Origin of the sequence: Caballeronia sp. LZ032 (genome assembly GCF_031451315.1) — a bacterium.
Taxonomy (GTDB): domain Bacteria; phylum Pseudomonadota; class Gammaproteobacteria; order Burkholderiales; family Burkholderiaceae; genus Caballeronia.
In genome coordinates, this window is sequence record NZ_JARUXP010000004.1 from 215,926 (window position 1) to 240,063 (window position 24,138).

Genomic DNA, 24,138 nt, shown 5'->3' on the forward strand with positions numbered 1-24,138 from the left:
GCCCGGCGGATTCTATATTGGAAACAATCCGTCAGACACACGAAGCATGTTTGAAAGCGGCAAGACGCGGCGCCCGCTCGGGAAGCCTTACTTCGCGAACAGCGAGGACATGTCGGCGAAGGCCTTGATCTCGACTGCGTTGCCCGACGGATCGAGGAAGAACATCGTCGCCTGCTCGCCGACTTCGCCCTTGAAGCGCACATGCGGCTCGATGATGAAGCGCGTCTGCGCGGCGCGCAGTTTGTCCGCAAGTTCTTCCCATTGGGGAATCGAGAGCACGACGCCGAAGTGGCGCACCGGCACGGCGTCGCCGTCGACGGCGCTGGTCGAGCGATGGCCGATCTCCTCCGGCGCCAGATGCGCGACGATCTGATGACCGTAGAAATCGAAGTCGACCCATGCTTCGGAACTGCGTCCCTCGGGGCAGCCGAGCAAGTCGCCGTAGAAGGCGCGGGCGGCGGCGAGGCTATGAACCGGGAAGGCCAGATGGAACGGCGGCATGGCGTGCTGGGTGGTGTTCATGATGAAGATTCCTTTTCCATACGGATACGGCGGGGACGAGCCGACAGTGTATTCATGAATATTTCTGTTTGAAAACGATATATTGCTGGACTGAGCCCCACTTATTTCGATGAATCGAACATGTTGCGCGAACTCCAGACCTTTATCGCCGTGGCGCGTCACGGCAATTTTGCGGGCGCGGGAGCGCGCATCGGGCTCACGCAGTCGGCCGTCAGCGCGCAAATGCAGCGCCTGGAAGCGCACCTGGGCTTCGCGCTCTTCGACCGCACCGGGCGCTCGGCGACGCTCAACAAGGCGGGCAAGCGCACCCTCGAACTCGCCGACGAACTCATATCGCTCTATGCGCGTCTCGCGGAACCCGAAGGCGAGGGCGGGCGGGGCGGCTCGCTGTCGGTGGGCGCGATCGCTTCAGCGCATGCGGCGCTGCTGCCGGATGCCATTGCCGCATTCGGGCGGACGCTGCCGGCGTGGCGCATCCGTCTGGTGCCGGGCGTGTCGCTGAATCTGCTCGCCCAGGTCGATGCCGGGGAAATGGACATGGCCGTCATCATCCGTCCGCCGTTCTCGCTGCCGGCGGAACTGCAATGGCGCACCTTGAGCGCGGAGCCTTACGTGTTGCTGGCGTCCGGCGCGCGGCGTGGGGCGCACTGGCGCGACCTGCTCGAAACCGAGCCGTTCATCCGTTATGACCGGCGTTCGTTCGGCGGGCGGCAGGTGGATCTGTTCCTGCGCGAGCGGCGCATCGCGGTGCGCGAATCGATCGAGGCGGACGAACTGCCGGGTATCGTCGAGCTCGTCGCGCGCGGACTGGGCGTGGCGCTGCTGCCGGATTCGCGCGCGCTGCGGCCATGGCCGCGCGGCGTCATCGCGCTTTCACTGGGCGAGGATACGTTTCATCGCGAGATTGGTCTCGCCGAACGGGCGCGGCGCGCGCGTGCCGCCGAGCCCGACGCGGCCGCGCGACTCGCGGACTGCATCGTGACAGCAGCACACGCGCCGAAGCGCGTTTCCATGCGCAAGCGCGGCGGCGTCGCCTAGAATGCGTGGCAGGCGCGGCTGCCGGCCGTGTCATTTCGCGGGGTTTCCAATGGACGACGAACAGCCTGCCGCCGGTCCGGACACATCGAACACGCGTCCCGCCAATACCGCCAATACCGCGCGCTCCGTCATGCGCTACGCCACACTGCGCGCCCAGGCGGCGCTCGACTGGCTGGACCGCGTCGATCCCGGCACGCACCGGCGCATCAAGGGCTTGCGGCTCGTGACCGCCTACGGTATCGCGGCGGCGCTCGGCGCCTTGCAGGACGTCACGCAAGGCATTCCTGGCGGCACGTTGGTGGGAGCGCTCGCGGGCGGCTTCGCGCTGTGGGCGAGCGTCTCCGAAGCCCGCACGACGCGTGGGGAATCGAGCCGCGATCTCGTCATCCTGTGTCTCGCCGCCGCATTCGGCGCGCTGCTGTTCGCGTGGTTCGGGCCGCTGTTCCGTCATCTCGGGCGGGGCGGCGCGGAACTGATTCTCGTGAGCGGCGCGTTCTTCGCGGGCTATCTGAAGCGCTTCGGGAGCACCGGCGCGGGCATGGGCTCGCAGTTGTACATCGGCCAGGTGCTTGCCTATGGACTGAATCTCACCCCCGGCGACACCGGCGCGATCCTGCTCGCGCTCATGATCGGCATGCTGGCGGCGCTCGTGCCGCGCGTGCTGTCAGGGCCGGCGGAACATCCGGTCGTGCTGCCGGCGCTGCGCTCGGAACCCGCCTACGGACGGGAGGCCGTTTCGCCCGCGCTCGCGATGGGCTTGCAGGCCGCCTGCGCATCGCTGGTCGTGGTGCTGCTCAATCGCGCGTTCTCGCTGCGGGAATCGGCCTGGGCGATCACGGCCTGCGTCTATGTGGTCGCGACGTCCGCGGTGGGCACGACGGAGCGCGTTCGCCGGCGCATCTATGGAACGCTCGTCGGCGTGCCGCTCGGCATCGTATGCCTGCCGCTTGCCGAGCACTGGCCGGTGGTGATCTGGGCGCTGGCCGCGCTGGCGATGATCGCGTATGCGATGTCCCTGCCGGAACGCTACGACATTGCCTGCGGCGCGTTCGGCTTCGTGCTGATCGTCACGCTTGCCGTCAACGGCATTCATTCGATCCCGCTGCTCGCCGCCCGCGCCTGGGAGACGCTGTTGGGCGGCGCGCTCGGATGGGCGGCGTCGCGGCTCATCTTTCCGTTGCGGCTGCTGCGCAACTGACGGCCACGGCGCCGCGCCTCAATGGCGCTGCGCCAGCGCGTCCAGTAGCGTATCGAGCTCCGCGAAATTGACCGGCTTGACGAGATGCCCCTCGAAGCCCGCCTGTGCCGAGCGTTCCTTGTCGCTCTCCTGTCCGAAGCCCGTCATCGCGACGACCATCGCGCCGCTGAGCAGCCGCAACGAACGCAGTGAACGCAGGACCGCGAAGCCGTCGATGTCCGGCAGCGCGAGATCGAGCAGGATCAGGTCGGGTGGAAAATGCCGCACCACGTCGATGCCTTCCTTGCCGTGATAGGCAATGCGCACGTCGTGCCCTTTCAGTTGCAGCAACATGGCGAGGCTGTCGGCGGAATCGCGGTTGTCGTCGATGACCACCACGCGCAGGCCGGTGCCGCTTGTCGCGTCCTGCGCGAGCACGCGATGCGGGCGCGGTGCGTCGTCGACGGATGCGTAAGGCAGGCGCACCGTGAACGTGCTGCCCTGGTGCGCGCCGGCGCTCGCCGCGCTGATGGAGCCGCCGTGCAGCTCGACGATCGAGCGGCACAGCGTCAGCCCGATGCCGAGCCCCGCTTCGCCCGGATCGAGGTAATGATCTTCCTGCACGAACAGGTCGAAGATGGAGGTCAGCCCTTTCTGCGAGATGCCGCGCCCGGTGTCGATCACGCGGATCAGCATGGCGCTGGGCTCGCACTCGACCGTCACCGTGATGGTGCTGCCGTGCGGCGAAAATTTCGAAGCGTTGTTGAGCAGGTTCTGCACGACCTGCACGAGCCGGGTGCTGTCGCCCATCAGGATGACCGGCTGGTCCGGCAGCCGGGTGGCGATCTGCTGCGTGCGTTCGTCGGTGAACGGCCGCACGAGTTCGATGCCGCGCGCGACGATGTCGCTGATGTCGGCGCGCGCGAGGCGCAGGTCGATCTTGCCGGTGGTGATGCGGCCCATGTCGAGCAGGTCGTCGACGAGCCGCCCGAGATGCGAGGTCTGCCGGTCGATGATGTCGCGGCACGCGGCCACGCGCGGGTTGAGGTCCGCTTCCATCTGCATCACGCCGACGGCATTGCGAACCGGCGCGAGCGGATTGCGCAGTTCGTGCGCGAGGGTCGCGAGAAATTCGCTGATGCGCCGCGATGACGCTTCGAGCTGCTCCAGACGCTTGCGTTCGCTCATGTCGCGCGTGACCTTGGCGAAGCCGCGCAGGACGCGATGTTCGTCGTACACCGCGGTGATCACCACGTTGGCCCAGAACAGCGAGCCGTCCTTGCGCACGCGCCAGCCTTCGGTTTCGACGCGTCCGGTGCGGATGGCCGTCTGCAACTGGGTTTCGGGGACGTTCGCGACGAGGTCCTCGGGGCAATAGAACGCGGAGAAATGCTTGCCGAGGATCTCCTGCGGCCGATACCCCTTGATGCGCATCGCGCCCGTGTTCCAGCTCGCGATGCAGCCGTCGGGATCGAGCATGAAGATGGCGTAGTCGCTGACGCTTTCGACGAGCAACCGGAAGCGTTCTTCCGACAGGCGCAGCTTTTCTTCCTCGGCGCGCTTGGCGGTGAGATCGCGCGTGTATTTGGCGTAGCCGATGATCTGGCCTTGCGTGTTGCGCGCCGCCGTGATGACGACGTTGGCCCAGAACAGCGAGCCGTCCTTGCGCACGCGCCAGCCTTCGTCCTCGAAGCGGCCGGTGGTATAGGCCTGCTTCAACTCGTACTCGGGCCAGCCGCGCGCCACGGATTCCGCGGTATAGAAGCGCGACAGAGGCTCGCCGATGATCTCGTGCGCCTCATAGCCCTTGATCTTGCGCGCGCCGGTGTTCCAGCTCGTGATGCGGCCGTTCAGGTCGAGCATGAAGATCGCGCAATCCTCGATGGCGTTGACGAGCGCGTGATAGTGCGCGTCGCTCATCGCATGGCCGGGAAGGGCGAGTTCCGGGGCAGGGTGGGGGACGGCGGCTGCTTTCGATCGGGTCATGATTCTGTGTTTCAGTACGGCGTTGGCCTGCTTTGCGGGTTCGAACGATCGGTCTCGGAGAGACGGATGCTCGACGGACAGGGCCTATTGATAACACAGTTTGATCGGTTGCCGATGGCGCAGCCGGAGAAGCTCTGGATCTCAACGCCCTAGTAAACACCGGTTTTCATCAACAGTCACCTGGCTCATGTCCAGTGCGGGGGAACATGGATTGCAGATGGGCAGCAAGCGTCGGGCCATGCACGACGAGTCTGTCGATATGGCCGACCGGGACAGCTTCGCGCACGTGAACTTCTGCTTCCGGACCGGTGGGCTGGCGGGGCAGCTCCCCGTCACGCAAACGCCGCTTGACACTCCCCACCACCCTTCATAGCGTGTAAGGGTTCGGTTTCGAAAACGAGCCGCGCTCATCCGTCGGCAGGCCCGACGCATCCAGCGATCTCCCGCTCCTTGCGCATCGCCCTGAAGTCCGCTCACGGAGGCTCTCATGGACCGTCGACGTTTCCTATCCCTGTCCGCGTTCTACACGGTGGCGGCTGCGTCCGGCACGCTCGCGGCCTGTCACTCCAGTCACGACGACGACAGCAACCCCGGCGGCGGCACCGCCCCGCCGCCCGCAGCCGGCGCCTTCGCTTTTCCGCAGGGCGTCGCGAGCGGCGACCCGCGCGATGTATCAACGGTGTTCTGGACGCGCTGTGTCGCGAACGGGAGTGCTTCACAAACGCCGGTCACGCTGACCTTGCAGGTCTCCACGCAACAGGACTTCGCGCAGCTCGTCGCCAGCGTGCCCTTGAGCGCGGTGCCCGACTACGATTTCACCGTCCGCGCAAAAGTCACCGGGCTGGCCGCGCAGACCACGTATTACTACCGCTTCATCGCAGGCAGCGATGCCAGCGCGACAGGCACGACCCGCACCGCCGCCGCATCGACGGATGCCGTTCCGCAAGTGCGCTTCGCGTGGTTCGTGTGCCAGAACTGGAGCGCGAACCACTGGCAAGCCCTCAACCTGCTGGCCGCCGAAACCGATCTCGATTTCGTCGTGCATCTGGGTGATTACATCTACGAAGCGGGCTTCGCCGCGCCGTCCGGCACGGTGGAACCGGCGCATCCCACGATCACCCTGCCAAGCGGCGGCGTGTATGCCAACACGCTCGACGACTACCGCACGTTGTATCGCACTTACCGTGGCGACGCGCGCTTGCAGAACGTGCATGCGCGTTTTCCGGTCATCGCGATCTGGGACGATCACGAGTTCTCCGACGACTGCTGGCAGGACCACCAGACCTATACCAACGCCAACCTGCAGCAGACCGCGCGGCGCCGCAACGCTAACCAGGCATGGGCGGAATACCTTCCGGTCGACTGGGGCGACGTGTCGTTCGATCTGAACAATCCGGCCTATGACAACATCCGCATCTACCGCGACTTCCACTTCGGCTCGCTGATCCATCTCGTCATGACGGACGAGCGGCTCTATCGCGACGATCACGTGGTGCCCGAAGCGGCGATCGCGCAGGCGCTCGGGCACGATCCGGTGAACGGCAACGACCTCGTCGGTTCGCGCTACTTCGTGCAGCAGCAGGTGCTCGCGCAGTTCGAGGCAGCCGACACGCAGCGCCTCGGCCGCGTGCCGTCCATTCTCGGTCCCAGGCAGACGCAATGGTGGAAGGACACGCTGAAGGCATCGACGGCGATCTGGAAGGTGTGGGGCAACGAAGTGATGATGAACCGCCTGTGGCTCGACCTGAGCGCGCTCGCGCCGGCGCCCGACAACGTCGTGTTCGTGCTCGACTGCGACGCATGGGACGGCTATCCGTCGCACAAGGCGGATCTGCTGGCGTTCGTGAAGGCGCAGGGCATCAGCAATCTTGTCGCCATCACGGGCGACCTGCATGCGTTCCAGGCGGGCATCGTGCGCGACGTGCCGGACCCCGCGAACGGCACGCCGGTCATGATCGACCTGATGTCGGCGGGCATCAGCAGCCAGCCGTTCTTCGAGGACGTGAAGACCTATTCGGCGGGCATGCCGCTGGCCTCGCTGATCAGCGCGCCCGCGCTGTTCGACGCGTTCATCCGTCAGAACAATCCGGACATGCAGTACGCCGATCACGACGGCATCGGCTATGCGACCGCGACCGTCACGCCGACGCAGTTCATCGCAATCTTCAACAAGATGAAGTTCCTGAACGCCGACGGCAGCGCGCCCGCCGCGCCGCTGCAAAAGCGCACGCAACTGACGATCAACGCGGGCGCGGTGGCCGTGACGGTTCAGGACGACGTGTGACGGGCGCCACCGCTTCGGAGTCATGCTTCCGGGGGGATTTCATCACGCGGGTGCAAACGTACACTGCGTGCACATTTCGGGAGATCGAGCCTGTGGCAGGCAGTGCGACGAGGCCCATGAAGTGAACCTTGAAACCCTCAGGAGCACGATCATGATCGGAAAACTCATCGGCGTTGTCCTGGCCGTGGCGCTGGCCGCCGGCTGCTACGCCCTCATCCGCGGCCACGACCCGCAGAACCTGTACATGGACGACAACGCGCTGCTGTCGCGTTACCTCTCCGATTCGCGCGCACTGGCCGCCGACAGCGAACCCGCCAGCACGAGCCTCGCCACCGTCAAGCACGCCAGCCCGCTGCTGGAGTCGCAGGACTGAGGGGCGTTCAGTCTTCGCCGTCGGTGTTGTCGAAGAGCGTGCGCAGCATGCGTTCCGGGTTGGCCAGAAACGCGCGCGTCACCTTGAAGTGCTCGGTGTCTTCGTACGCGACCCGTTCGATGCCGTCCGCCGTGAACTGGTAGATCCACGCTTCGGGGTAAGCCATCAGGATTGGCGAATGGGTGGCGATGATGAACTGCGAGGCGTCGGCGGTCAGGTCGTGGATGCGCGCCAGCGCGGCAAGCTGGCGCTGCGGGGACAGCGCTGCCTCGGGTTCGTCGAGCAGATAGAGTCCTTGCCCGCCGAAACGCTCCATCAGCAGCGTCAGGAACGACTCGCCGTGCGACTGCTCGTGCAGCGACCGGCCGCCGTACGACGAGATCACCGGCGCGCCGAGACCCGGTTCGGCGTCGAGTTCCTCGATCTGCGTGGCCACGTTGAAGAAGCTCTCGGCGCGCAAGAAGAAACCGTCGCGCGGCCGCTTCACGCCCTTTGCGATGCGCAGGTATTCATGCAACGGCGAGTGCGAAACCCGCGTGCCGAAGCGAAAGTTCTTCGAGCCGCCTTCGGGATTGAAGCCCATCGAAACGGCAATGGCTTCCAGCAGGGTAGACTTGCCCGAGCCGTTCTCGCCGACCAGGAACGTGACCTTCGGATGCGGCTCCAGCGTGTCCAGCCCGCGCACGGCGGGCAGCGAGAACGGATAGGCATCGAACGACGGCGCCTTGTCGCGCAACAGCGTGATGCGGCTGATGAAGCGGGTCGAGATGACCATCGGCGGCGGCGCGTCAGTGGAACGCCTGGTTCGCCGCGTTCTTTGCCGCATTCGCCGCATCGGTCGCGCCCACGGCCCCGACCGACTCGCGCTTCCGGCTCAAATCGATCTTCGGCATGAACAGCATCGACACCACGGCGCCCAGCGCGATCACGAACATCGCCGTGAAGGTCAGGTGCAGCGAATGATGCAGCACCAGGCGAATGTCCTCGTTGGCGGCGAAGTCGCCGGTCACGGACGTCAGCAGCGCCTTGAGCTGATCGGCATGGACGGGAGGCAGGCCGTCCGTGTGCGTGAGCCCGAAGTTCTGCACCGCGCCGAACACGGCCGCGCCGAGCGTGTTGCCGAGATTGCGCGAGAACAGGTTCGACGCGGTCGCGCTGCCGCGTTCGAGCGGCTGCACGATCTCCTGGATCAGGATCAGGCACGACACGCTCGTAATGCCCATGCCGAAGCCGACGATCGCCGAGCCCACGCCCGCCCACACCGGGCTCGACTCGGGTCCCAACAGCACGAACGGCACCGAGCCGAGCGGAATGAACACCGGCCCGATCATCAGCAGACGGCGCAGCCCGATGCGCGTGAAGGTGCGCGACGTGAAGGTCGCGCCGCTCGGCCAGCCGATCATCATCATCGTGAGCGCGAGGCCCGCTTCGACCGGCGTGCGGTGCATCACGCCCTGCACGTACATCGGCAGGAAGGTGGTGAGGCCCATCATCGCCATGCCGGCGAGCAAGGTCGCCGCGTTGCTGGCCGCGATCGGACGGTGCGACCACAGGCTGAAGGAGATCATCGGGTCGGCGGCGCGGCGTTCCTGCCAGACAAACAGCACGCAACTCAGCAGCAGCACGGCCAGTTCCACGCCGACGCGCACATTGCTCGCACGGCCCGCGTCGGTGAGCGCCATCATCAGCGAGGCGACGGCGGCGGTGAACAGGAACGCGCCGCCCAGGTCGATCGCCGGACGGTCATGGCGCTTTTCCTCGTGCAGGAAGAACACGAACAGCGCGGCGGCCAGGATGCCGATCGGCACGTTGATCCAGAAGATCCACGCCCACGAGAACTGGCGGATCAGGAGGCCGCCGACCATCGGCCCGAGCACCGCCGACACCGCCCACACGCTCGCCAGATAGCCCTGCACCTTGCCGCGTTCGCGCGCCGGATAGAGATCGCCGACCACGGTCAGCGCCACTGGCAGGATCGCGCCCGCGCCGACGCCCTGGATCAGCCGGAACACGATCATCGCGGGCATCGACCACGCAAAGCCTGCCAGCACCGAGCCGATCAGAAAGATCACGATGCCCGTGAGCACGGCTGGCTTGCGCCCGAAGATGTCGGAGAGCTTGCCGAACACCACGGTGAGCGCGGTCTGCGTGAGCAGGAACGACGAGAACACCCAGCTGTAGAGATTCAGGCCGCCGAGCTGCGTGGCGATTTGCGGCATGGCGGTCGAGACGATGGTGGCCTCGATCGCGACCATGGCCATCGAAGCCATGACGGCGGCAATGACGAGAGGACGAACGGTTTGACGGGACTGTGACATGCGGTGGTCGAAAGACGCGCCACCCGCCGCGCAACCGATGCAGCTGCGCACTTGCGGGTCCTGCACGTGAATGGAAGAGACAGCGGCGATGCCCCGGCCTGTGATTATTCTTGCAATTGGCTTTCGTCCGGAGCGGCGTTGCCGGTGAACTGGCGACCCGTGCAATGTTATCCCGTGCCGGCCGATGCTGCTTGCGCCGGCCGCGAGGATCAAACGCGCGGTTCGACCAGGTTCAACCCTGTGAGACCGAAGTCGCGCTCCTCATTAATCGCTAATTCTTCGCCGCTACGCTGGATTACGTGGATGGACGGTGCTCCCCCAAGTACTTCCCCAGTCCGTTCACATCTCGACTCTCCTCAGCCTTGGCGCCGGCCCCGACGGGCTGGCGCACTTTTTACCGCGGCGCCTGGCGCCCTCGTGTTCTACATGTTGCCTTTCCTACCGGAATCCCCGCGAATGTCGCCTAAAATCGAACCGGCAGAACCCGCGCCCGCAGGCGCGCCCCGTTCCTTCCGGAGACGGCAGACTCGCATGATCAAATCGCTGAAAAACCAGCTGGTGATCGCGCTCGGCATTCTTGTGACCGTGATCGGCGTGATTCAGGGCGTGAGTTCCTACAAGCTGAGCCAGGCCGGCACGAACGCACTGCTCGACACGCGTCTCGTGCAGGTGGCGACGCGCATGCGCGACGGTTTCGCCGAGGGCATTCCCGCCAATCCGTCGCGCGGCAGTCAGGATGACCGCGACGTGGTGGTGGTCGTGTGGAAGCCGGGCGAGGCGGTGCCGTTCCGCACCACTGAGCCGTCGCTGCGCTTTCCGCGCGATGCAGCTCCGGGCTTCTCCAACGTGGTCGCCAACAGCGAGCATTGGCGCATCTACACGCGCCGCGAGCCGACCATGACGATCCAGGTGGCCCAGCGCGCTTCGGTGCGCCACGACCTGACCGAGGAAACCGCCACCCTGGCGCTGTGGCCCACGGTCGTGCTGCTGCCGCTCGTGTGGATCCTGGTCGCGCTGGTCGTGCGCCGCTCGTTGCGGCAACTGACCGAGCTGGGCCGCGAGGTGCAGGGCATCGACACGAGCCATCTCCAGCCGCTGTCGCTGGTCGGCGTGCCGACCGAGATCAAGCCCTTCATCGAGTCGATCAACACGATGATCGAACGTCTCGCGGGCGCCATCGACAAGGAGCGCAAGTTCATCGCCGATGCCGCGCACGAGCTGCGTACGCCGCTCACCGCGCTGCAGTTGCAGGCGGACAATCTGGCGCCGCATATCGCTCCGGGCAATCAAGAACGCTTCCAGGAACTGCGCAAGGGCATCGCGCGCAGCGGCAAGCTGATCGCGCAACTGCTGCGTCTGGCGCGCGCCGATGCGCCCGTGAACGGCGCCGCGCCGCTCGCGCGCGTGGATCTGTCGGAAGTCGTGACGGGCGCGGTCGCCGATGTCCTGCCGATCGCCATCGCCCGTGGCCTCGATATCGGCGCCGAGGAGATGGTAAGCGCGCACGTCCGGGCCATCGAGACGGACTTGGGCATGGCGGTGAAGAACCTGGTGTCGAACGCGGTGCGCTATACGCCCGATGGCGGCACCATCGACCTGCGCATGCGGCGCGATGGCGAACGGGTGTGGATCGACGTGATCGATACCGGGCCGGGCATCGACGAGGCCTTGCTGCCGCGCGTCTTCGACCGCTTCTTTCGGGCCTGTCCGGATATCGAGGGCAGCGGGCTCGGGCTGTCGATCGTCAAGGCGATCGCCGCGCGCTACGGCGGCGACGTCATGCTGCGCAACCGCGATGACGGGCAATCGGGGATCGTCGCGTCGATCGGCTTCGTGACCGAGGCCGTCACGGAAAACCTGACCGCCCCCGATCCCGTCTGCGCCTGAACGAGACGGCGCGAGACGGCGCAACTTGCGCCGATTACAATGCATTCGCTGCGGGACACGCGGGGTGCATCGTCCCGTTGCAATGCCGGCGCGCGAGGCGCGTCATTCCTGTCCGCATGGCGGCGCCGTGCGGTCCGTTGGATTTCACGGGGCGGGGTAGAGCATGCGCATTCTTCTCATCGAAGACGACATCCAGATCGGCACGAGCCTCATGCGGGCCTTGAAGGACGCGGACTATGCCGTCGACTGGGTGCGTGACGGCCAGGCGGGCCGCGAGGCGCTGGGCGCCGCCGACTACACCGTGGTGCTGCTCGATCTCGGCCTGCCGGGCATGAGCGGTATCGAACTGCTGCGGCAGGCGCGCTCGGCCGGCAACGCGACGCCGGTACTGATCCTCACCGCACGCGACGACCTCGATACGCGCGTCCAGGGCCTCGATCTCGGCGCCGACGACTATCTGCTCAAACCCTTCGACATGCCGGAACTGCTCGCGCGCATCCGCGCCGTGCTGCGTCGCAAGGCGGGCTACGCGGTGTCCCGTCTCGGGGACGATTCCATCAACCTCAATCTCGACCAGCGCACGCTCACTTGTGGCGAAACGTCGGGCGTGCTGTCGGCGCGGGAATTCGCGCTGATGCATGCGCTGCTCGAACGTCCCGGCACCATCTTCTCGCGCGACCAGCTGGAAGACCGGCTGTACGGCTGGGGCAAGGAAGTGGAGAGCAACGCCGTGGACGTGCTCATCCATTCCGTGCGCAAGAAATTCGGCGCGAGCGTGATTCGCAACGTGCGCGGGCTCGGCTGGACCGTGATGCTCGGACAGGCCGGCCACGAGGACACCAGGTAACGCACTGGGCCACGCGCAGGTTTCAGCGCCGGTCGCCGTGATGCCCGATCTCGCCGCAAAAATGCATGCTGTACGAATGATCCTGTTCCTCGACCTGCCGCATGCGGCGTTCGAGGTCGGCGAGATCGGTGGAGGAGGACAGATAGTCTTCCTGCGCGTCGTGGCTGGAAAAGAAGCTGCCGAGTGACTTCGAGAAGCGTTCGAACATGATGGACTCCCGTCGTGATTAATGGCCTGTACCGCGGGCCGACAGGAGCAGATTAGGCCGCGTCCATTAGCGAAGAATGAGCGCGCGCGGGCATGCGCAATGCGCTTCCCATGGCATGCATCAGCGTTCGCCAGCGCACTGTCGGCGGGGCCGTGCAGCGTGAACGCACTGCCGCGCCGCACCATCCCGTGATATCGTCTTTCATACGGTTTCAAAGCGGGTTTTCAAGCGGAACGCTGCGCGTTTCGCGCATTCATCGATCGTCTTCGTGAAGGCCGCCATGAACGATGTGCCCCGTACCCTCAGTGCCCGCGATCGCATCGAGTTGCTCTGCTGGCTCACGTGCGGCAGCCTCGGCGCGTTCTACCTGAACGGTGTCTGGCCGGCCGCCACCTTCCACGTGCAGGCGGCGCACAAGTGGCTGGACCGGCATCAGCGGCTGGCCGACTGGCTGACCATCGCCAAGCTCGCGGCCATCGCGCGGGACATCGCCACGCAGCATTGCGCGCTGCTCGAAGCGGACTGGGCGCGGGATGCCGTCGAAGAGATTCTCGACAGCGAAGACCTCAACTATCAATCGGATGTCGTGCGGCAGGTGTTCGACGATTGCCGCCGGGCGCTCGCGGAGAAGCGGACGCCGGAGTGAGGCACGCTCCTGGCCCGGGCGCTCAGCGGCGATGGTCCTGACCGCGCGCAAGCGTGCAACGGGAGCCGTGCCCGCCCCGCGACGGCGTAGCGGGCGGCGTCTGGAACGCCAGCTTTTCGATTCTCATATCCATAACGTACCTCGCCGCCGAGGTTGCGCCTGGCGGGTTTCATCATCAGCCCATCACCAGCCGGGAGGTTTGTCTTCCTTTGGATGCTGTGTCACGGGCATTTTCAGTAAGCGATCCTGCTGCCGTTTGACAGCCTCCCTAGCGCAAATCACTGTATGAATGTACAGTAGCGCCATCCCTCGTTTTCGCAGCGCCGCGCAACGCGCACTCCCATGTTCCATGCGTTGAAACCTGTCGTTTGCGCATCGGACGCGGCGCACCGGCCGCGCCGATGAACCCGCAAGCTCCGCATCCGGCGCCGCGCCGCATCGCGCATCTCGACATGGATGCGTTCTTCGCATCGGTGGAGCTGCTGCGCTATCCCGAACTGCGGGGCATGGCGGTGGTCGTGGGCGGCGGCCGCAGCGCCACGCCGGAAACGCTGCCCGACGGCACGCGCCGCTTTCGCCGGCTGCGCGACTACGCGGGGCGGGGCGTCGTCACCACATCAACTTACGAAGCGCGCAAGTTCGGCGTGTTTTCCGCGATGGGCATGATGAAGGCCGCGCAACTCGCGCCGGACGCCATCCTGCTGCCCACCGATTTCGAGTCGTACCGCCATTACTCGCGGCTTTTCAAGGCGGCCGTCGCCACTTTTACGTCGCAGATCGAGAATCGCGGCATCGATGAAATCTATATCGATGTCGGCGACCTGCCCGGCGAGCCCGCCGAGATCGGCCGCCGCATGAAGGATGCCGTGCACGAGGCCACCGGGCTGACGTGTTCCATCTGCATCGCGCCGAACAAGCTGCTCGCGAAGATCGGCTCCGAACTCGACAAGCCCGACGGCCTCACCATCCTGACGATGGACGACCTGCCCACCCGCATCTGGCCGCTCGCCGCGCGCAAGGTGAACGGCATCGGGCCGAAGGCGAACGAGCGGCTGGCGGCGCTCGGCATCCATACGGTGGGCGACATCGCCGCCGCCGATCCCGGCTTGCTGCAGACGCACTTCGGCCGCACTTACGCGGCGTGGCTGGCCCGCATCGCGCAAGGCGAGGACGACCGGCCCGTGGTCACCAGCTCCACGCCGAAGTCGATGAGCCGCGAAACCACCTTCGAGCGCGATTTCCATCCGAAGCAGGACCGTGCGACGCTGTCCGCCGAGTTCACCGCGCTCTGCACGCGCGTTGCCGACGATCTCCAGCGCAAGGGTTATGTCGGCCGCACGGTGGGCATCAAGCTGCGTTTCGACGACTTCCGCACCGTCACGCGCGACCTGACCGTGCCGGTCGCGACGGCCGATCCCGTCGAGATTCGCCGCGCCGCGACCGAATGCCTGAAGCGCATCGTGCTCGAACGGCGCATTCGTCTGCTCGGCGTGCGCGTCAGCGCGCTGGCGGGCCACGACGAGAGCGCGCCCGTCGAACCGATGCAGGTGGAACTGCCGTTCGACGCCCCCGGCGAGTGAGCCGGCGCGACAGGCTTATGACGCGCGCAGATAAGCACATGTCAGATGCTTCGTTGTAGGCTGCTGTGCCGCACGCTAGATTGTTCGCTTCCCCGAAGTGACCGATTCGAACCATTCGACCGTGACGACCCTGACCGCTTCTCAAGACGCCGACATTCAGGCATCCGCCGCCGATCAACCCATCGAGATCCGTCCATTCGATGCCCCGCTCGGCGCCGAAGTGCTCGGGCTCGATCTGTGGCGGCCATTGTCGGCAGCTGATTTCGCGCGCATCCATCGCGCGCACCTGGACTACCACGTGCTCGTGTTCCGCGACCAGCGCATCACGCCAGACGAGCAGGTGGCGTTCAGCAAGCGCTTCGGGCCGCTGCAGATCCACGTGCTGCATCAGTTCGGGCTCGCGGGCCATCCGGAAGTGCTGATCGTCTCGAACATCACCGAGAACGGCAAGCCGATCGGCCTGGGCGATGCCGGCCATTTCTGGCATTCGGACCTGTCGTACAAGGACAAGCCGAGCCTCGGCTCGCTGCTGCATGCGCAGGAACTGCCGGCGGTCGGCGGCGACACGCTGTTCGCCAACCAGCATCTCGCGTGGGACAGCTTGCCCCCGCATCTGCAAAAAGCGGTGGACGGGCGCGTGGCCGAGCATACCTATCTGGCCAAGTACGCCGAATTGCAGAAGCGCAGCCCGTGGCGGCCGAATCTTTCGGCGGAACAGATTGCCCAGGTCAAGCCGGTGACGCACCCCGTCGTGCGGACGCATCCGGAAACGCAGCGCCGCGCGCTGTTCGTGAGCGAGCACTTCACCACGCGCGTGATCGGCTTGCCTGAAGACGAAAGCCAGTCCCTGCTCGCCGAACTCTTCGCGCACAGCACGCGGCCGGAATTTATCTATCGCCATCAATGGCAGGCGCGCGACATGGTGTTCTGGGACAACCGCTCGGTGATGCATCTCGCGGCCGGCACGCCCGACGATCAGCGCCGCAAGCTGTATCGCACGACCATCGAAGGCGACGCGCCTTTCTGACCGGTCCACATCAAACACTATTCATTGAATCACGGGGTTTTATCGATGCAGTCTCGCAAAGGGAAGGGCGCTGCGCGCGCACTTGGCGCAGCGCTCGCGCTCGCGCTGGGCGTGACGTCGGCGGGCGCGCGGGCCGAGGGCACGCTGCGGGTGGCCGAGCAGTTCGGCGTCGTGTATCTGTTGCTCAACGTCGCGCGCGACCAGAAGTTCATCGAGCAGGAAGGCAAGAAGGAAGGGCTCGACATCAAGGTCGAATGGGCGAAGCTCTCGGGCGGCGCAAGCGTCAATGACGCGTTGCTGTCTGGTTCTGTCGATATCGCGGCGGCCGGCGTCGGTCCGCTGCTGACCATCTGGGACCGCACGCATGGCCGCCAGAATGTGAAGGGCGTGGCGTCGCTGGGCAATTTCCCTTACTACCTCGTGTCGAACGATCCGCGCGTGAAGACCATAGCCGACTTCACCGACAAGGACCGCATCGCGGTGCCGGCGGTGGGCGTGTCGGTGCAATCGCGCGTGCTGCAATATGCCGCCGCGAAGACCTGGGGCGACAAGGCCTACGACCGTCTCGACAAGTACACGCAAGCGGTGCCGCATCCCGACGCCACCGCGGCGCTCATCGCGGGCGGCACGGAGATCAACGCGCACTTCGGCAATCCGCCGTTCCAGCAGCAGGAACTCGCGGGCAATCCGAAGGCGCACATCGTGCTCAATTCCTACGATGTGCTCGGGGGCCCGAGTTCCGCGACCGTGCTCTACGCCACCGAGAAGTTCCGCAACGAGAACCCGAAGACGTATCGCGCGTTCGTCGCGGGTCTTGCCGATGCGGCGAACTTCATCACGCAGCATCCGGAAAAGGCCGCCGATATCTATCTGCGCGTGAACCAGGCCCGGCTCGACCGCGACCTGCTGATCAAGGTCATCAAGGATCCGGCGGTGCAGTTCAAGGTGGCGCCGCAGAACACCTTCGGGCTTGCGCAGTTCATGCACCGGGTGGGCGTCATCAAGAACGAGCCGAAGTCGTGGCAGGACTACTTCTTCACGGATCCGGCGACGAAGAACGGCAGCTGAGACGAGCCGCGCGTTTATCGGCGGAGGTGGATTGGTTATGCGCAATGATTGGTTCGCGCGGGGCGCGTGCGCCGCTATCGTAAGCGTTTGCCTCTCCAGCCTCTCCGCACAATAAACATGGCCGCCAATCCTCAAGCGCTGTATGCGCCGCCACCCGAAGCGCATGCTTCGACGAGCGGCAAGCTGCTCAGCGTGGAGCACGTCTCGCTTGAATACCGCACACGCGAACAGATCGTGCGGGCCACGCACGATGTCAGTTTCGATGTCTACGGCGCGGACCGCTTCGTGCTGCTCGGCCCGTCGGGCTGCGGCAAATCCACCTTGCTGAAGGCGGTTGCGGGTTTCATCGAGCCGGTGGCGGGCAGGATCGAAATCGGCGGGGAACGCGTGCGCGGGCCGGGTGCGGACCGTATCGTCGTGTTCCAGGAATTCGACCAGTTGCCGCCGTGGAAGACCGTCGTGCAGAACGTGGCCTTTCCGCTGCGCGCCGCGCGCAAGCTGGGACGCGCCGAAGCGCGTGAACGCGCGCTGCATTATCTCGACAAGGTCGGTCTCGCCCCTTTCGCCGACGCTTATCCGCATACGCTCTCGGGCGGCATGAAGCAGCGTGTCGCCATCGCGCGCGCGCTCGCGATGCAGCCGCGCGTCCTCCTGATGGACGAGCCGTTCGCCGCGCTCGATGCCCTCACGCGCCGCCGCATGCAGGAAGAACTGCTGCGCCTGTGGAGCGACGAGCGCTTCACGCTGTTGTTCGTCACGCATTCGATCGAGGAAGCGCTGATCGTCGGCAATCGCATCTTGTTGCTGAGCCCGCATCCCGGACGCGTGCGCGCCGAACTCAACAGTCATCAATACACCCAGGAAAGCATGGGGCGCGGCGAGTTCCAGCAGAGCGTCGCCCGCATTCATCGCTTGCTGTTCGAAGAGGAGGCCGCGCAATGAGCACGCCGCATCTGATCGTGCCGCCGGTGCGGCCGGAATATGAAGTCGAGCCGGTCGCGCCCGAAGGCATCGGCCACGAGGCGCCGCTGCCGCTCTCGAAGCGTCTGCTGGATCAGGCCTGGCTGCGCAAGACCTTCATCGCGCTGGTGTTGATCGGCTTGTGGGAGATCGCGGCGCGCAGCGTCGACAACGACCTGCTGCTGCCCACCTTCAGCGCGACCTTTATCGCGTTCGTGCAGGGCATTGCGTCGGGCGAGCTGATCGAGAAGATCGGCATCTCGATGTCAGTGCTGCTGCGCGGCTATGCGCTCGGCGCGCTGCTCGCGTTCGTGCTGACCTCCCTGGCCGTGTCGACGCGCATCGGCCGCGACATCCTCTCGATGCTCACCGCAATGTTCAACCCGCTGCCGTCCATCGCGCTATTGCCGCTTGCGCTGCTGTGGTTCGGCCTCGGCACCGGCAGCCTGCTGTTCGTGCTGGTGCATTCGGTGCTGTGGCCGCTCGCGCTCAACACGTATGCGGGATTCCAGGCGGTGCCCGCGACCCTGCGCATGACGGGCCGCAACTATGGCCTGACTGGTCTGCGCCACGTGCTGCTGATTCTCGTGCCGGCCGCGCTGCCTTCCATCCTGGCGGGCCTGCGCGTGGGCTGGGCGTTCGCGTGGCGCACGCTGATTGCCGCGGAACTCGTGTTCGGCGCGAGTTCGGGCAAGGGCGGCCTTGGCTGGTACATCTTCCAGAACCGCAACGAGCTCTATACGGATCGCGTGTTCGCGGGGCTGGCGGCGGTCATCGTGATCGGTCTGGCGGTCGAGCATCTCGTCTTCGATACCATCGAACGCGTCACGGTGCGCCGCTGGGGCGTGCAGCAGTAAGCGGTGTTCTAGGCGCGTTCAGGACGTCGCGCCGTCTTCGGCGCGAATGAAGTCGATGAACGCGCGCAACGGCCCTGGCATATGCGCGCGGCTCGGATAGTAGAGGCGCGGACCGGTGAAGCTTTGCCACCACGGCTTGAGCACCGGCACGAGCGCGCCGCTTTCGATGCCGCCGCGTACGAATTCATCGAAGGTATAGACGAGCCCCAGGCCTGCCGTGACCGCGGCGCGCGCCACTTCCACCGACGACGTCACGAGCGGCCCTTGCGGCGCGATCCGTAACGTTTCCTTGCCGCGCACGAATTCCCATGCGGCGAGGACTCCGCTGTCGAACCGATGCCCGATGCAGGCGTGATTCACGAGATCGCGCGGATGCTTAGGCTCGCCGTGCGCGGCGAGATACGCGGGCGCGGCCACCGCGACGAAGCGCTGGATGCGCGGCCCGATGGGCACCGCGATCATGTCGCGCTCGATGCTTTCGTCGTAGCGGATGCCGGCGTCGAAGCCGGCGGCGAGGACGTCGATGAAGCGGTCCGTCGCGCTGATCTCCAGCTTGATGCCTGGATGCGCGGTCAGAAAGCGCGCGACGATGGGCGGCAGGATCTCGCGCGAGACGATGCGCGGCACGTTCAGGCGCAGCGTGCCGGTGGGGCTGTCGCGAAAGCCGTTCACGGCATCCAGCGCGCTGGCGATCTCCGTGAACGCGGGCGCGAGCCGTTCGATCAGCCGTTCGCCGGCTTCGGTCGGCGTGACGCTGCGCGTGGTGCGATTGAGCAGCCGCACGCCGAGCCGCGCTTCCAGCCGGCGCACCGCCTCGCTCAGCGAAGACGCCGATACGCCCCGCAACAGCGCCGCCTGCCTGAAGCCGCGCGAGCGCGCGACCGCCAGGAACGCGTGGAGATCGGACAGATCGGGTTCGTTCATTGTTCGCCTCTGCGCACACCCCATTCGGATTGAGGTGGATTATCGCACGCGACCTTTGCTCCCATAATGGTCTCCATCGCCGCCGTCCGCGCGGCGCCAGTCCACAGGAGAGAACCAGCATGGAATCACGCAGACTTGGCGGGACCGGACCGCAAACCGGCGCCATCGGTCTTGGATGCATGGGCATGTCGGGGGTGTACGGGCCGTCGGATCGCGCGGCGGGCATTGCCACGATCCACGCCGCGCTCGAAGCCGGCGTCACGCTGCTCGACACCGGCGACTTCTACGGCATGGGCCACAACGAACTGTTGATCAGCGAGGCGCTCAAAAGCGCGCCGCCGTCGCGCCGGGATGCGGCGATCCTGAGCGTGAAGTTCGGTGGCATGCGCGACCCGGCGGGCAACTTCATCGCGTTCGACGGTCGTCCCGTTGCAGTGAAGAACTCGCTCGCCTATACGCTGCAACGGCTGGGCGTCGAAACGATCGATATCTATCGCCCGGCGCGGCTGGATGCGAACGTGCCGATCGAGGACACCGTCGGCGCGATCGGCGACATGATCCAGGCGGGCTACGTGCGTCATGTGGGGCTGTCGGAGGTCGGTGCGCAGACCATTCGCCGCGCGGCCGCCGTGCATCCGGTGGTGGACGTGCAGATCGAGTATTCGCTGATCTCGCGCGGCATCGAGGAAACGATCCTGCCCGCGTGCCGCGAACTCGGCATCGGCATCACGGCGTATGGGGTGCTGTCGCGCGGACTGATCAGCGGGCACTGGGGCGCGTCGGCGCCGCAAGCCAACGACTGGCGCGCCAACAGTCCGCGGTTCCAGCAGGGCAACGTCGAACGCAATCTGGCGCTGGTCGACGCCTTGCGCAAGATTGCGGAGGCCAAGGGCGTGAGCGTGGCGCAGCTTGCCATCGCCTGGGTGCTGGCGCAGGGCAAGGACATCGTGCCGGTGATCGGCGCGCGGCGTCCTGAGCGCTTGACGGAATCGCTCGCCGCGCTCGATGTGACGCTTATGCCGGAAGAACTCGCCGCCATTGAAGCGGCAGTGCCGAAGGGCGCGGCGGCCGGCGATCGTTATGAAGCCGTGCAGATGGCGCATCTCGATAGCGAGAAGGGTTGAGGGCTGTTCGGCTTCATTCATCAGGCCACTGACGACTGGAGGTTTTCTCTCGACTTGCTGGTTGCCGCGAGCGTGGCCGTCGCGGTTTTCGCCTTTCTCGCGGGGCGTGCGCGGACGATGGTTTGATGGGCGCAGCGGGTGGGTTGGCGAGAGCGTATCGATGCGCGCTCAGGGCGTGCGTGGTTTGCGCAGAAACACCCACGCATTGAACGCTGCGCCGGCGAACATCAGCACACTGGTCATGACGAAGACCGAGCGCATGCCCGCGTGCGCCGCGATGAAGCCGCCCGCGAGCGGCCCCGTAACCTGGCCGATGTACTGCGCGGACGTCGCGTAGCCGAGGATATAGCCGACCGTGTGATCCGGCACGTTGTGACGCACGACGCTCGTGATGGCGGGCAGCAGTCCGCCGAGCGCGAGTCCCATCAGGAAGCGCAGCACGACGAGCTGGGTGCCGTTGGTGACGAAGGTCTGCGGAATCAGCAACACGCCGCACAGCGCGAGACAGCAGACGATGACCTTGGTTGCGCCGATGCGATCCGCGAGCCGTCCGATGCGCGGCGCGGCGAGCACGCTGCCGAGGGCGGCGGCGGACATCACGATGCCGGCGACCAGCGTGACCTGCTTCGGGTCCTGGACGAGCTGCGCCACGTAGATGGTGATGATCGGCTCGATCGACATGTTCGCGAACATCAGCAGCATGGCGCTCGCGAGCATGGCGAAGACGGGCGTGAGCAGCGGAATGTCGCGCCAGCCGCCGCCGCGCCGGGATGTCGAGGGATCCGGTGCGCGCCGCTCTTCCTTCACGAAGAGTGTCGTCATGATGAACGAGCAGAAGATCAGGCCGCCAGCGAGAAAGAAGGTCGAGCGGATGCCGATCAGACCCGGCAACAGTCCGCCGATCAGCGGTCCGACCAGGTTGCCCGCCATCATGCCGGCGGCGTGCGTGCCGAGCGCCCACGCGGTGCGATGCCTGGGCGTCTGGGTGGCGATCATGACGATGGCGCCGCTCGCGTAGCCGCCGACGAGCCCGGCGAGGAAGCGTATCGCCACGAGTTGCCAGACTGTCTGTACGACGCCGAGCAGGGACATCGTGATGGCCATGCCGAGGCTGGCGCGGATCAGGATGGGTTTGCGGCCGTAGCGGTCGGCGAGCCGGCCCCAGAGCGGTGCGACGAGTCCTGCGCCGAGAAAGGTTGCGCCGAACGCGACGCCGGACCACTGCACCGCCGCCGCCTCCGACGACGCTCCCAGCTGCTGCACGTAGAGCGGCAGGAAGGGGAGCAGGAGGGTCATCGCGACGACGGTGGTGAAGGAGCCGAAGAGGCAGATGTAGAGATTGCGTTGCCAGTGAGCGGAGACGTCGGATGGTGACTGGGACGGCGAGGCGGACATGGGAAAAGGGGGGAGTGGAGCGGTTTTGCCGTGACTGTGGCAGATTTTTAATTGTTCTGCTGGCCGCCGAAAAGCCGGCGCCTTCTTGAGGCACGCAAACTGCGTGCGCCTGACGGCCCGATTCCGATCGTTCGATGGAGAGATTCCGAGTGAAGATCGCGACATTCAATATCAATGGCATTCGTCCGCGGCTCGCTGCCCTGCTGAGCTGGCTCGAACGCGAAGCGCCCGACATCGTTTGCCTGCAGGAGTTGAAGGCCACGGATGCGCAGTTTCCCGCGGAGGCCATTGCCCATGCGGGATATGGCGCGGTGTGGCATGGGCAGCCGTCGTGGAACGGTGTGGCGATCCTTGCGAAGGGCGCGGAGCCGGTGCTGAGCCGCAAGGGCGTGCCGGGTTTCGAGGACGATACGCATAGCCGTTATATCGAGGCGGCGGTGGGCGGATTGCTGATCGGCTGCCTGTATCTGCCGAACGGTAATCCGCAGCCGGGCCCGAAGTTCGACTACAAGCTCGCGTGGTTCGAGCGGTTCAACGCGCATGCGCGGGCGTTGCTGGACAGCGGCCATCCGGTGGTGCTTGCGGGCGACTACAACGTCGTGCCGACTGACGAGGACATCTACAACACGCGTTCGTGGAAGAAGGATGCGTTGCTGCAACCGGAGAGCCGCGCGGCCTATGCGGACCTTCTAGGGCAGGGCTGGACGGATGCATTGCGCAAGACTTTTCCGGACGAGCGCATTTATACCTTCTGGGATTACTTCCGCAATCACTGGCAGACCAATTCGGGTTTGCGCATCGATCATCTTCTGCTCAGCAAGGATCTTGCGAAGAAGCTGACGGGCGCGGGCGTCGATACATGGGTGCGCGGCGAGCCGCATGCCAGCGATCATGCGCCGACGTGGATCACGCTCAAGACCTCGCGTAAGCGTGGTGGCTAGACGCGCTCGGCGCGCGTGGCGGGCAGCGATGCGAGGAATTGCATGACGTGGTCGCGGCCGCCCTGGGTCCACACGTTGAGGTGATCGGCGCCTTCTATCAGCGCGATGCGCTTCTCGCTGCGCGCTGCGTCGTAGAGGCGCTGGAACTGGTCGGGCGGGATGACGCCGTCGGCGGTGCCACCGTAGATCAGGAGCGGTACACGGACGGAGGCGATTTTTGCGAGACTGTCGTAACGGTCGCGGGCGAGCGTGCGGACGGGGAAGAGCGGGAAGCGTCGGGCGGCGACGTCGACGATACTGGTGAAGGGCGCTTCCAGGATCAGCGCGGTCAGGGGTTGAGTTTGTTCGCTTGCAAGCTGGACCGCTACGCCGGAGCCCAAGGAGTATCCGTGCAGGACGATGTTCTTCGAACGTGCTGAGACGAATGAGTACGCTGCGCGGGCATCGGCGTAGAGGCCGGGTTCGCTCGGTTTGCCTGGGTTGCCGCCGTAGCCGCGGTATTCGGCGAGCAATACGCCGTAGCCGGCGTTGATCAGCTCTAGCGCGATGTGGGCTCGCTGGAAGAGGTCTTCGCCGTTGCCGTGGAACAGGATAACCGTCGGCAGGGACGAGTCAGGCGCGGATGCATAGCGAAGCGTCAAGTTGAGGCCATCTTCCGTCTTCAGTTGCATGGGTTCCGTGCGGGCTTCCAATTGTTCACTCGTGAACGTCTGTATCCGTTCGAGCGGATAGACGAGGCGCCCCTGCAGCCAGTAAAGACCGCCCAGCGCGATGGCGTACAGCGCGGCGAGTACAGCAAGAAGCGTCCAGAAGGCTGCAATCATGGGCGTTTGCGATGGCCTGACACGCGTCAGATTTTAAAGTCTCTTCATGCTGATCGGAACTTTATCGATTGCTGCTTAAAACGGCAATCACCGTCAAATGGTTGCTGACTATTTGTAGATTAGTGTCAGGGTGAAAATCAGGCAGTGATCAC

Annotated in this window: 22 protein-coding genes; 14 read left to right on the forward strand and 8 right to left on the reverse strand. The window is 65.6% G+C overall.

Annotated features, from left to right (window positions below; translation table 11 throughout):
* Positions 1-87: 87 nt before the first annotated feature.
* Positions 88-522, reverse strand: coding sequence for a VOC family protein (locus QCE69_RS28995; protein ID WP_309934405.1), 435 nt, complete (start codon positions 520-522; stop codon positions 88-90).
* Positions 523-642: 120 nt separating this feature from the next.
* On the opposite strand from QCE69_RS28995, the gene QCE69_RS29000 reads away from it, so the two are divergent.
* Positions 643-1,560, forward strand: coding sequence for a LysR family transcriptional regulator (locus QCE69_RS29000; RefSeq protein ID WP_309934407.1), 918 nt, complete (start codon positions 643-645; stop codon positions 1,558-1,560).
* 130 nt (positions 1,561-1,690) lie between these two features.
* Positions 1,691-2,758, forward strand: coding sequence for an FUSC family protein (locus tag QCE69_RS29005; RefSeq protein ID WP_309935404.1), 1,068 nt, complete (start codon positions 1,691-1,693; stop codon positions 2,756-2,758).
* A gap of 18 nt (positions 2,759-2,776) precedes the next feature.
* On the opposite strand, the gene QCE69_RS29010 is transcribed toward QCE69_RS29005, so the two are convergent.
* Positions 2,777-4,657 (reverse strand): PAS domain S-box protein, encoded by a 1,881-nt coding sequence (locus QCE69_RS29010; protein ID WP_409021258.1) that lies wholly within the window; start codon positions 4,655-4,657, stop codon positions 2,777-2,779.
* A gap of 553 nt (positions 4,658-5,210) precedes the next feature.
* On the opposite strand from QCE69_RS29010, the gene QCE69_RS29015 reads away from it, so the two are divergent.
* Both QCE69_RS29015 and QCE69_RS29020 read left to right on the forward strand, forming a co-directional pair.
* Positions 5,211-7,007 (forward strand): alkaline phosphatase D family protein, encoded by a 1,797-nt coding sequence (locus QCE69_RS29015; protein ID WP_309934410.1) that lies wholly within the window; start codon positions 5,211-5,213, stop codon positions 7,005-7,007.
* 151 nt (positions 7,008-7,158) lie between these two features.
* Positions 7,159-7,380, forward strand: a complete 222-nt coding sequence (locus QCE69_RS29020; RefSeq protein WP_309819313.1) for a hypothetical protein — start codon at positions 7,159-7,161, stop codon at positions 7,378-7,380.
* Positions 7,381-7,387: 7 nt separating this feature from the next.
* Here QCE69_RS29020 and QCE69_RS29025 read toward each other — a convergent pair whose 3' ends face one another.
* On the reverse strand, positions 7,388-8,155 hold the full coding sequence (locus tag QCE69_RS29025) for an AAA family ATPase (protein ID WP_309934412.1): 768 nt from the start codon (positions 8,153-8,155) through the stop codon (positions 7,388-7,390).
* Positions 8,156-8,168: 13 nt separating this feature from the next.
* On the reverse strand, positions 8,169-9,698 hold the full coding sequence (locus QCE69_RS29030) for an MDR family MFS transporter (protein ID WP_309934414.1): 1,530 nt from the start codon (positions 9,696-9,698) through the stop codon (positions 8,169-8,171).
* 531 nt (positions 9,699-10,229) lie between these two features.
* On the opposite strand from QCE69_RS29030, the gene QCE69_RS29035 reads away from it, so the two are divergent.
* Together QCE69_RS29035 and QCE69_RS29040 are read left to right on the forward strand one after the other, a co-directional pair.
* Positions 10,230-11,585: an ATP-binding protein gene (locus tag QCE69_RS29035; protein ID WP_309925669.1), complete on the forward strand. Its 1,356-nt coding sequence runs from the start codon at positions 10,230-10,232 to the stop codon at positions 11,583-11,585.
* 163 nt (positions 11,586-11,748) lie between these two features.
* Entirely contained in the window at positions 11,749-12,432 is a 684-nt protein-coding gene (locus QCE69_RS29040) for a response regulator transcription factor (RefSeq protein ID WP_309925670.1), read from the forward strand.
* A gap of 22 nt (positions 12,433-12,454) precedes the next feature.
* Here the strand turns inward: QCE69_RS29040 and QCE69_RS29045 are convergent, their stop codons facing one another.
* Positions 12,455-12,640, reverse strand: coding sequence for a DUF3563 family protein (locus tag QCE69_RS29045; protein ID WP_309925671.1), 186 nt, complete (start codon positions 12,638-12,640; stop codon positions 12,455-12,457).
* 280 nt (positions 12,641-12,920) lie between these two features.
* On the opposite strand from QCE69_RS29045, the gene QCE69_RS29050 reads away from it, so the two are divergent.
* From QCE69_RS29050 to QCE69_RS29075, 6 genes are all read left to right on the forward strand, one after another.
* Complete coding sequence (locus tag QCE69_RS29050; RefSeq protein ID WP_309925672.1) at positions 12,921-13,286, forward strand: hypothetical protein; 366 nt, start codon at positions 12,921-12,923, stop codon at positions 13,284-13,286.
* A gap of 401 nt (positions 13,287-13,687) precedes the next feature.
* Positions 13,688-14,866 carry a DNA polymerase IV gene (gene dinB, locus QCE69_RS29055; RefSeq protein WP_309934416.1) on the forward strand — a complete coding sequence of 393 codons (1,179 nt, stop codon included), beginning with the start codon at positions 13,688-13,690 and terminating at the stop codon, positions 14,864-14,866.
* Positions 14,867-14,996: 130 nt separating this feature from the next.
* On the forward strand, positions 14,997-15,893 hold the full coding sequence (locus QCE69_RS29060) for a TauD/TfdA family dioxygenase (RefSeq protein WP_309935405.1): 897 nt from the start codon (positions 14,997-14,999) through the stop codon (positions 15,891-15,893).
* Positions 15,894-15,938: 45 nt separating this feature from the next.
* Positions 15,939-16,961 (forward strand): ABC transporter substrate-binding protein, encoded by a 1,023-nt coding sequence (locus QCE69_RS29065; RefSeq protein WP_309934418.1) that lies wholly within the window; start codon positions 15,939-15,941, stop codon positions 16,959-16,961.
* A gap of 117 nt (positions 16,962-17,078) precedes the next feature.
* A complete protein-coding gene (locus QCE69_RS29070) occupies positions 17,079-17,903 on the forward strand; it encodes an ABC transporter ATP-binding protein (protein WP_309934420.1) in 825 nt (274 codons plus the stop codon).
* Positions 17,900-18,778 (forward strand): ABC transporter permease, encoded by an 879-nt coding sequence (locus QCE69_RS29075; protein WP_309925681.1) that lies wholly within the window; start codon positions 17,900-17,902, stop codon positions 18,776-18,778. Before QCE69_RS29070 ends, QCE69_RS29075 begins: the two co-directional genes overlap by 4 nt.
* Positions 18,779-18,796: 18 nt before the next feature.
* On the opposite strand, the gene QCE69_RS29080 is transcribed toward QCE69_RS29075, so the two are convergent.
* On the reverse strand, positions 18,797-19,702 hold the full coding sequence (locus QCE69_RS29080) for a LysR family transcriptional regulator (protein ID WP_309925683.1): 906 nt from the start codon (positions 19,700-19,702) through the stop codon (positions 18,797-18,799).
* 119 nt (positions 19,703-19,821) lie between these two features.
* Between QCE69_RS29080 and QCE69_RS29085 the strand changes: the two genes are divergently transcribed.
* Positions 19,822-20,826 carry an aldo/keto reductase gene (locus QCE69_RS29085; RefSeq protein WP_309934422.1) on the forward strand — a complete coding sequence of 335 codons (1,005 nt, stop codon included), beginning with the start codon at positions 19,822-19,824 and terminating at the stop codon, positions 20,824-20,826.
* Positions 20,827-20,994: 168 nt separating this feature from the next.
* On the opposite strand, the gene QCE69_RS29090 is transcribed toward QCE69_RS29085, so the two are convergent.
* Positions 20,995-22,221: an MFS transporter gene (locus QCE69_RS29090; protein ID WP_309925689.1), complete on the reverse strand. Its 1,227-nt coding sequence runs from the start codon at positions 22,219-22,221 to the stop codon at positions 20,995-20,997.
* Positions 22,222-22,355: 134 nt separating this feature from the next.
* Here QCE69_RS29090 and QCE69_RS29095 point away from each other — a divergent pair, with 134 nt between their 5' ends.
* Positions 22,356-23,162: an exodeoxyribonuclease III gene (locus tag QCE69_RS29095; RefSeq protein WP_309934424.1), complete on the forward strand. Its 807-nt coding sequence runs from the start codon at positions 22,356-22,358 to the stop codon at positions 23,160-23,162.
* On the opposite strand, the gene QCE69_RS29100 is transcribed toward QCE69_RS29095, so the two are convergent.
* Positions 23,159-23,986 (reverse strand): alpha/beta fold hydrolase, encoded by an 828-nt coding sequence (locus tag QCE69_RS29100; RefSeq protein WP_309925691.1) that lies wholly within the window; start codon positions 23,984-23,986, stop codon positions 23,159-23,161. The two genes, QCE69_RS29095 and QCE69_RS29100, sit on opposite strands and share 4 nt — an antisense overlap.
* Between the last annotated feature and the right edge of the window lie 152 nt (positions 23,987-24,138).

Coding starts and splice junctions, on each gene's coding strand:
- QCE69_RS29080 (WP_309925683.1), bottom strand. CDS start 19,702: ATGAACGAACCCGATCTGTCCGATCTCCACGCGTTCCTGGCGGTCGCG.
- QCE69_RS29015 (WP_309934410.1), top strand. CDS start 5,211: ATGGACCGTCGACGTTTCCTATCCCTGTCCGCGTTCTACACGGTGGCG.
- QCE69_RS29005 (WP_309935404.1), top strand. CDS start 1,691: ATGCGCTACGCCACACTGCGCGCCCAGGCGGCGCTCGACTGGCTGGAC.
- QCE69_RS29010 (WP_409021258.1), bottom strand. CDS start 4,657: ATGAGCGACGCGCACTATCACGCGCTCGTCAACGCCATCGAGGATTGC.
- QCE69_RS29070 (WP_309934420.1), top strand. CDS start 17,079: ATGGCCGCCAATCCTCAAGCGCTGTATGCGCCGCCACCCGAAGCGCAT.
- QCE69_RS29050 (WP_309925672.1), top strand. CDS start 12,921: ATGAACGATGTGCCCCGTACCCTCAGTGCCCGCGATCGCATCGAGTTG.
- QCE69_RS29025 (WP_309934412.1), bottom strand. CDS start 8,155: ATGGTCATCTCGACCCGCTTCATCAGCCGCATCACGCTGTTGCGCGAC.
- QCE69_RS29040 (WP_309925670.1), top strand. CDS start 11,749: ATGCGCATTCTTCTCATCGAAGACGACATCCAGATCGGCACGAGCCTC.
- QCE69_RS29020 (WP_309819313.1), top strand. CDS start 7,159: ATGATCGGAAAACTCATCGGCGTTGTCCTGGCCGTGGCGCTGGCCGCC.
- QCE69_RS29035 (WP_309925669.1), top strand. CDS start 10,230: ATGATCAAATCGCTGAAAAACCAGCTGGTGATCGCGCTCGGCATTCTT.
- QCE69_RS29095 (WP_309934424.1), top strand. CDS start 22,356: ATGGAGAGATTCCGAGTGAAGATCGCGACATTCAATATCAATGGCATT.
- QCE69_RS29100 (WP_309925691.1), bottom strand. CDS start 23,986: ATGATTGCAGCCTTCTGGACGCTTCTTGCTGTACTCGCCGCGCTGTAC.
- QCE69_RS29065 (WP_309934418.1), top strand. CDS start 15,939: ATGCAGTCTCGCAAAGGGAAGGGCGCTGCGCGCGCACTTGGCGCAGCG.
- dinB (WP_309934416.1), top strand. CDS start 13,688: ATGAACCCGCAAGCTCCGCATCCGGCGCCGCGCCGCATCGCGCATCTC.
- QCE69_RS28995 (WP_309934405.1), bottom strand. CDS start 522: ATGAACACCACCCAGCACGCCATGCCGCCGTTCCATCTGGCCTTCCCG.
- QCE69_RS29030 (WP_309934414.1), bottom strand. CDS start 9,698: ATGTCACAGTCCCGTCAAACCGTTCGTCCTCTCGTCATTGCCGCCGTC.
- QCE69_RS29090 (WP_309925689.1), bottom strand. CDS start 22,221: ATGTCCGCCTCGCCGTCCCAGTCACCATCCGACGTCTCCGCTCACTGG.
- QCE69_RS29075 (WP_309925681.1), top strand. CDS start 17,900: ATGAGCACGCCGCATCTGATCGTGCCGCCGGTGCGGCCGGAATATGAA.
- QCE69_RS29045 (WP_309925671.1), bottom strand. CDS start 12,640: ATGTTCGAACGCTTCTCGAAGTCACTCGGCAGCTTCTTTTCCAGCCAC.
- QCE69_RS29000 (WP_309934407.1), top strand. CDS start 643: ATGTTGCGCGAACTCCAGACCTTTATCGCCGTGGCGCGTCACGGCAAT.
- QCE69_RS29085 (WP_309934422.1), top strand. CDS start 19,822: ATGGAATCACGCAGACTTGGCGGGACCGGACCGCAAACCGGCGCCATC.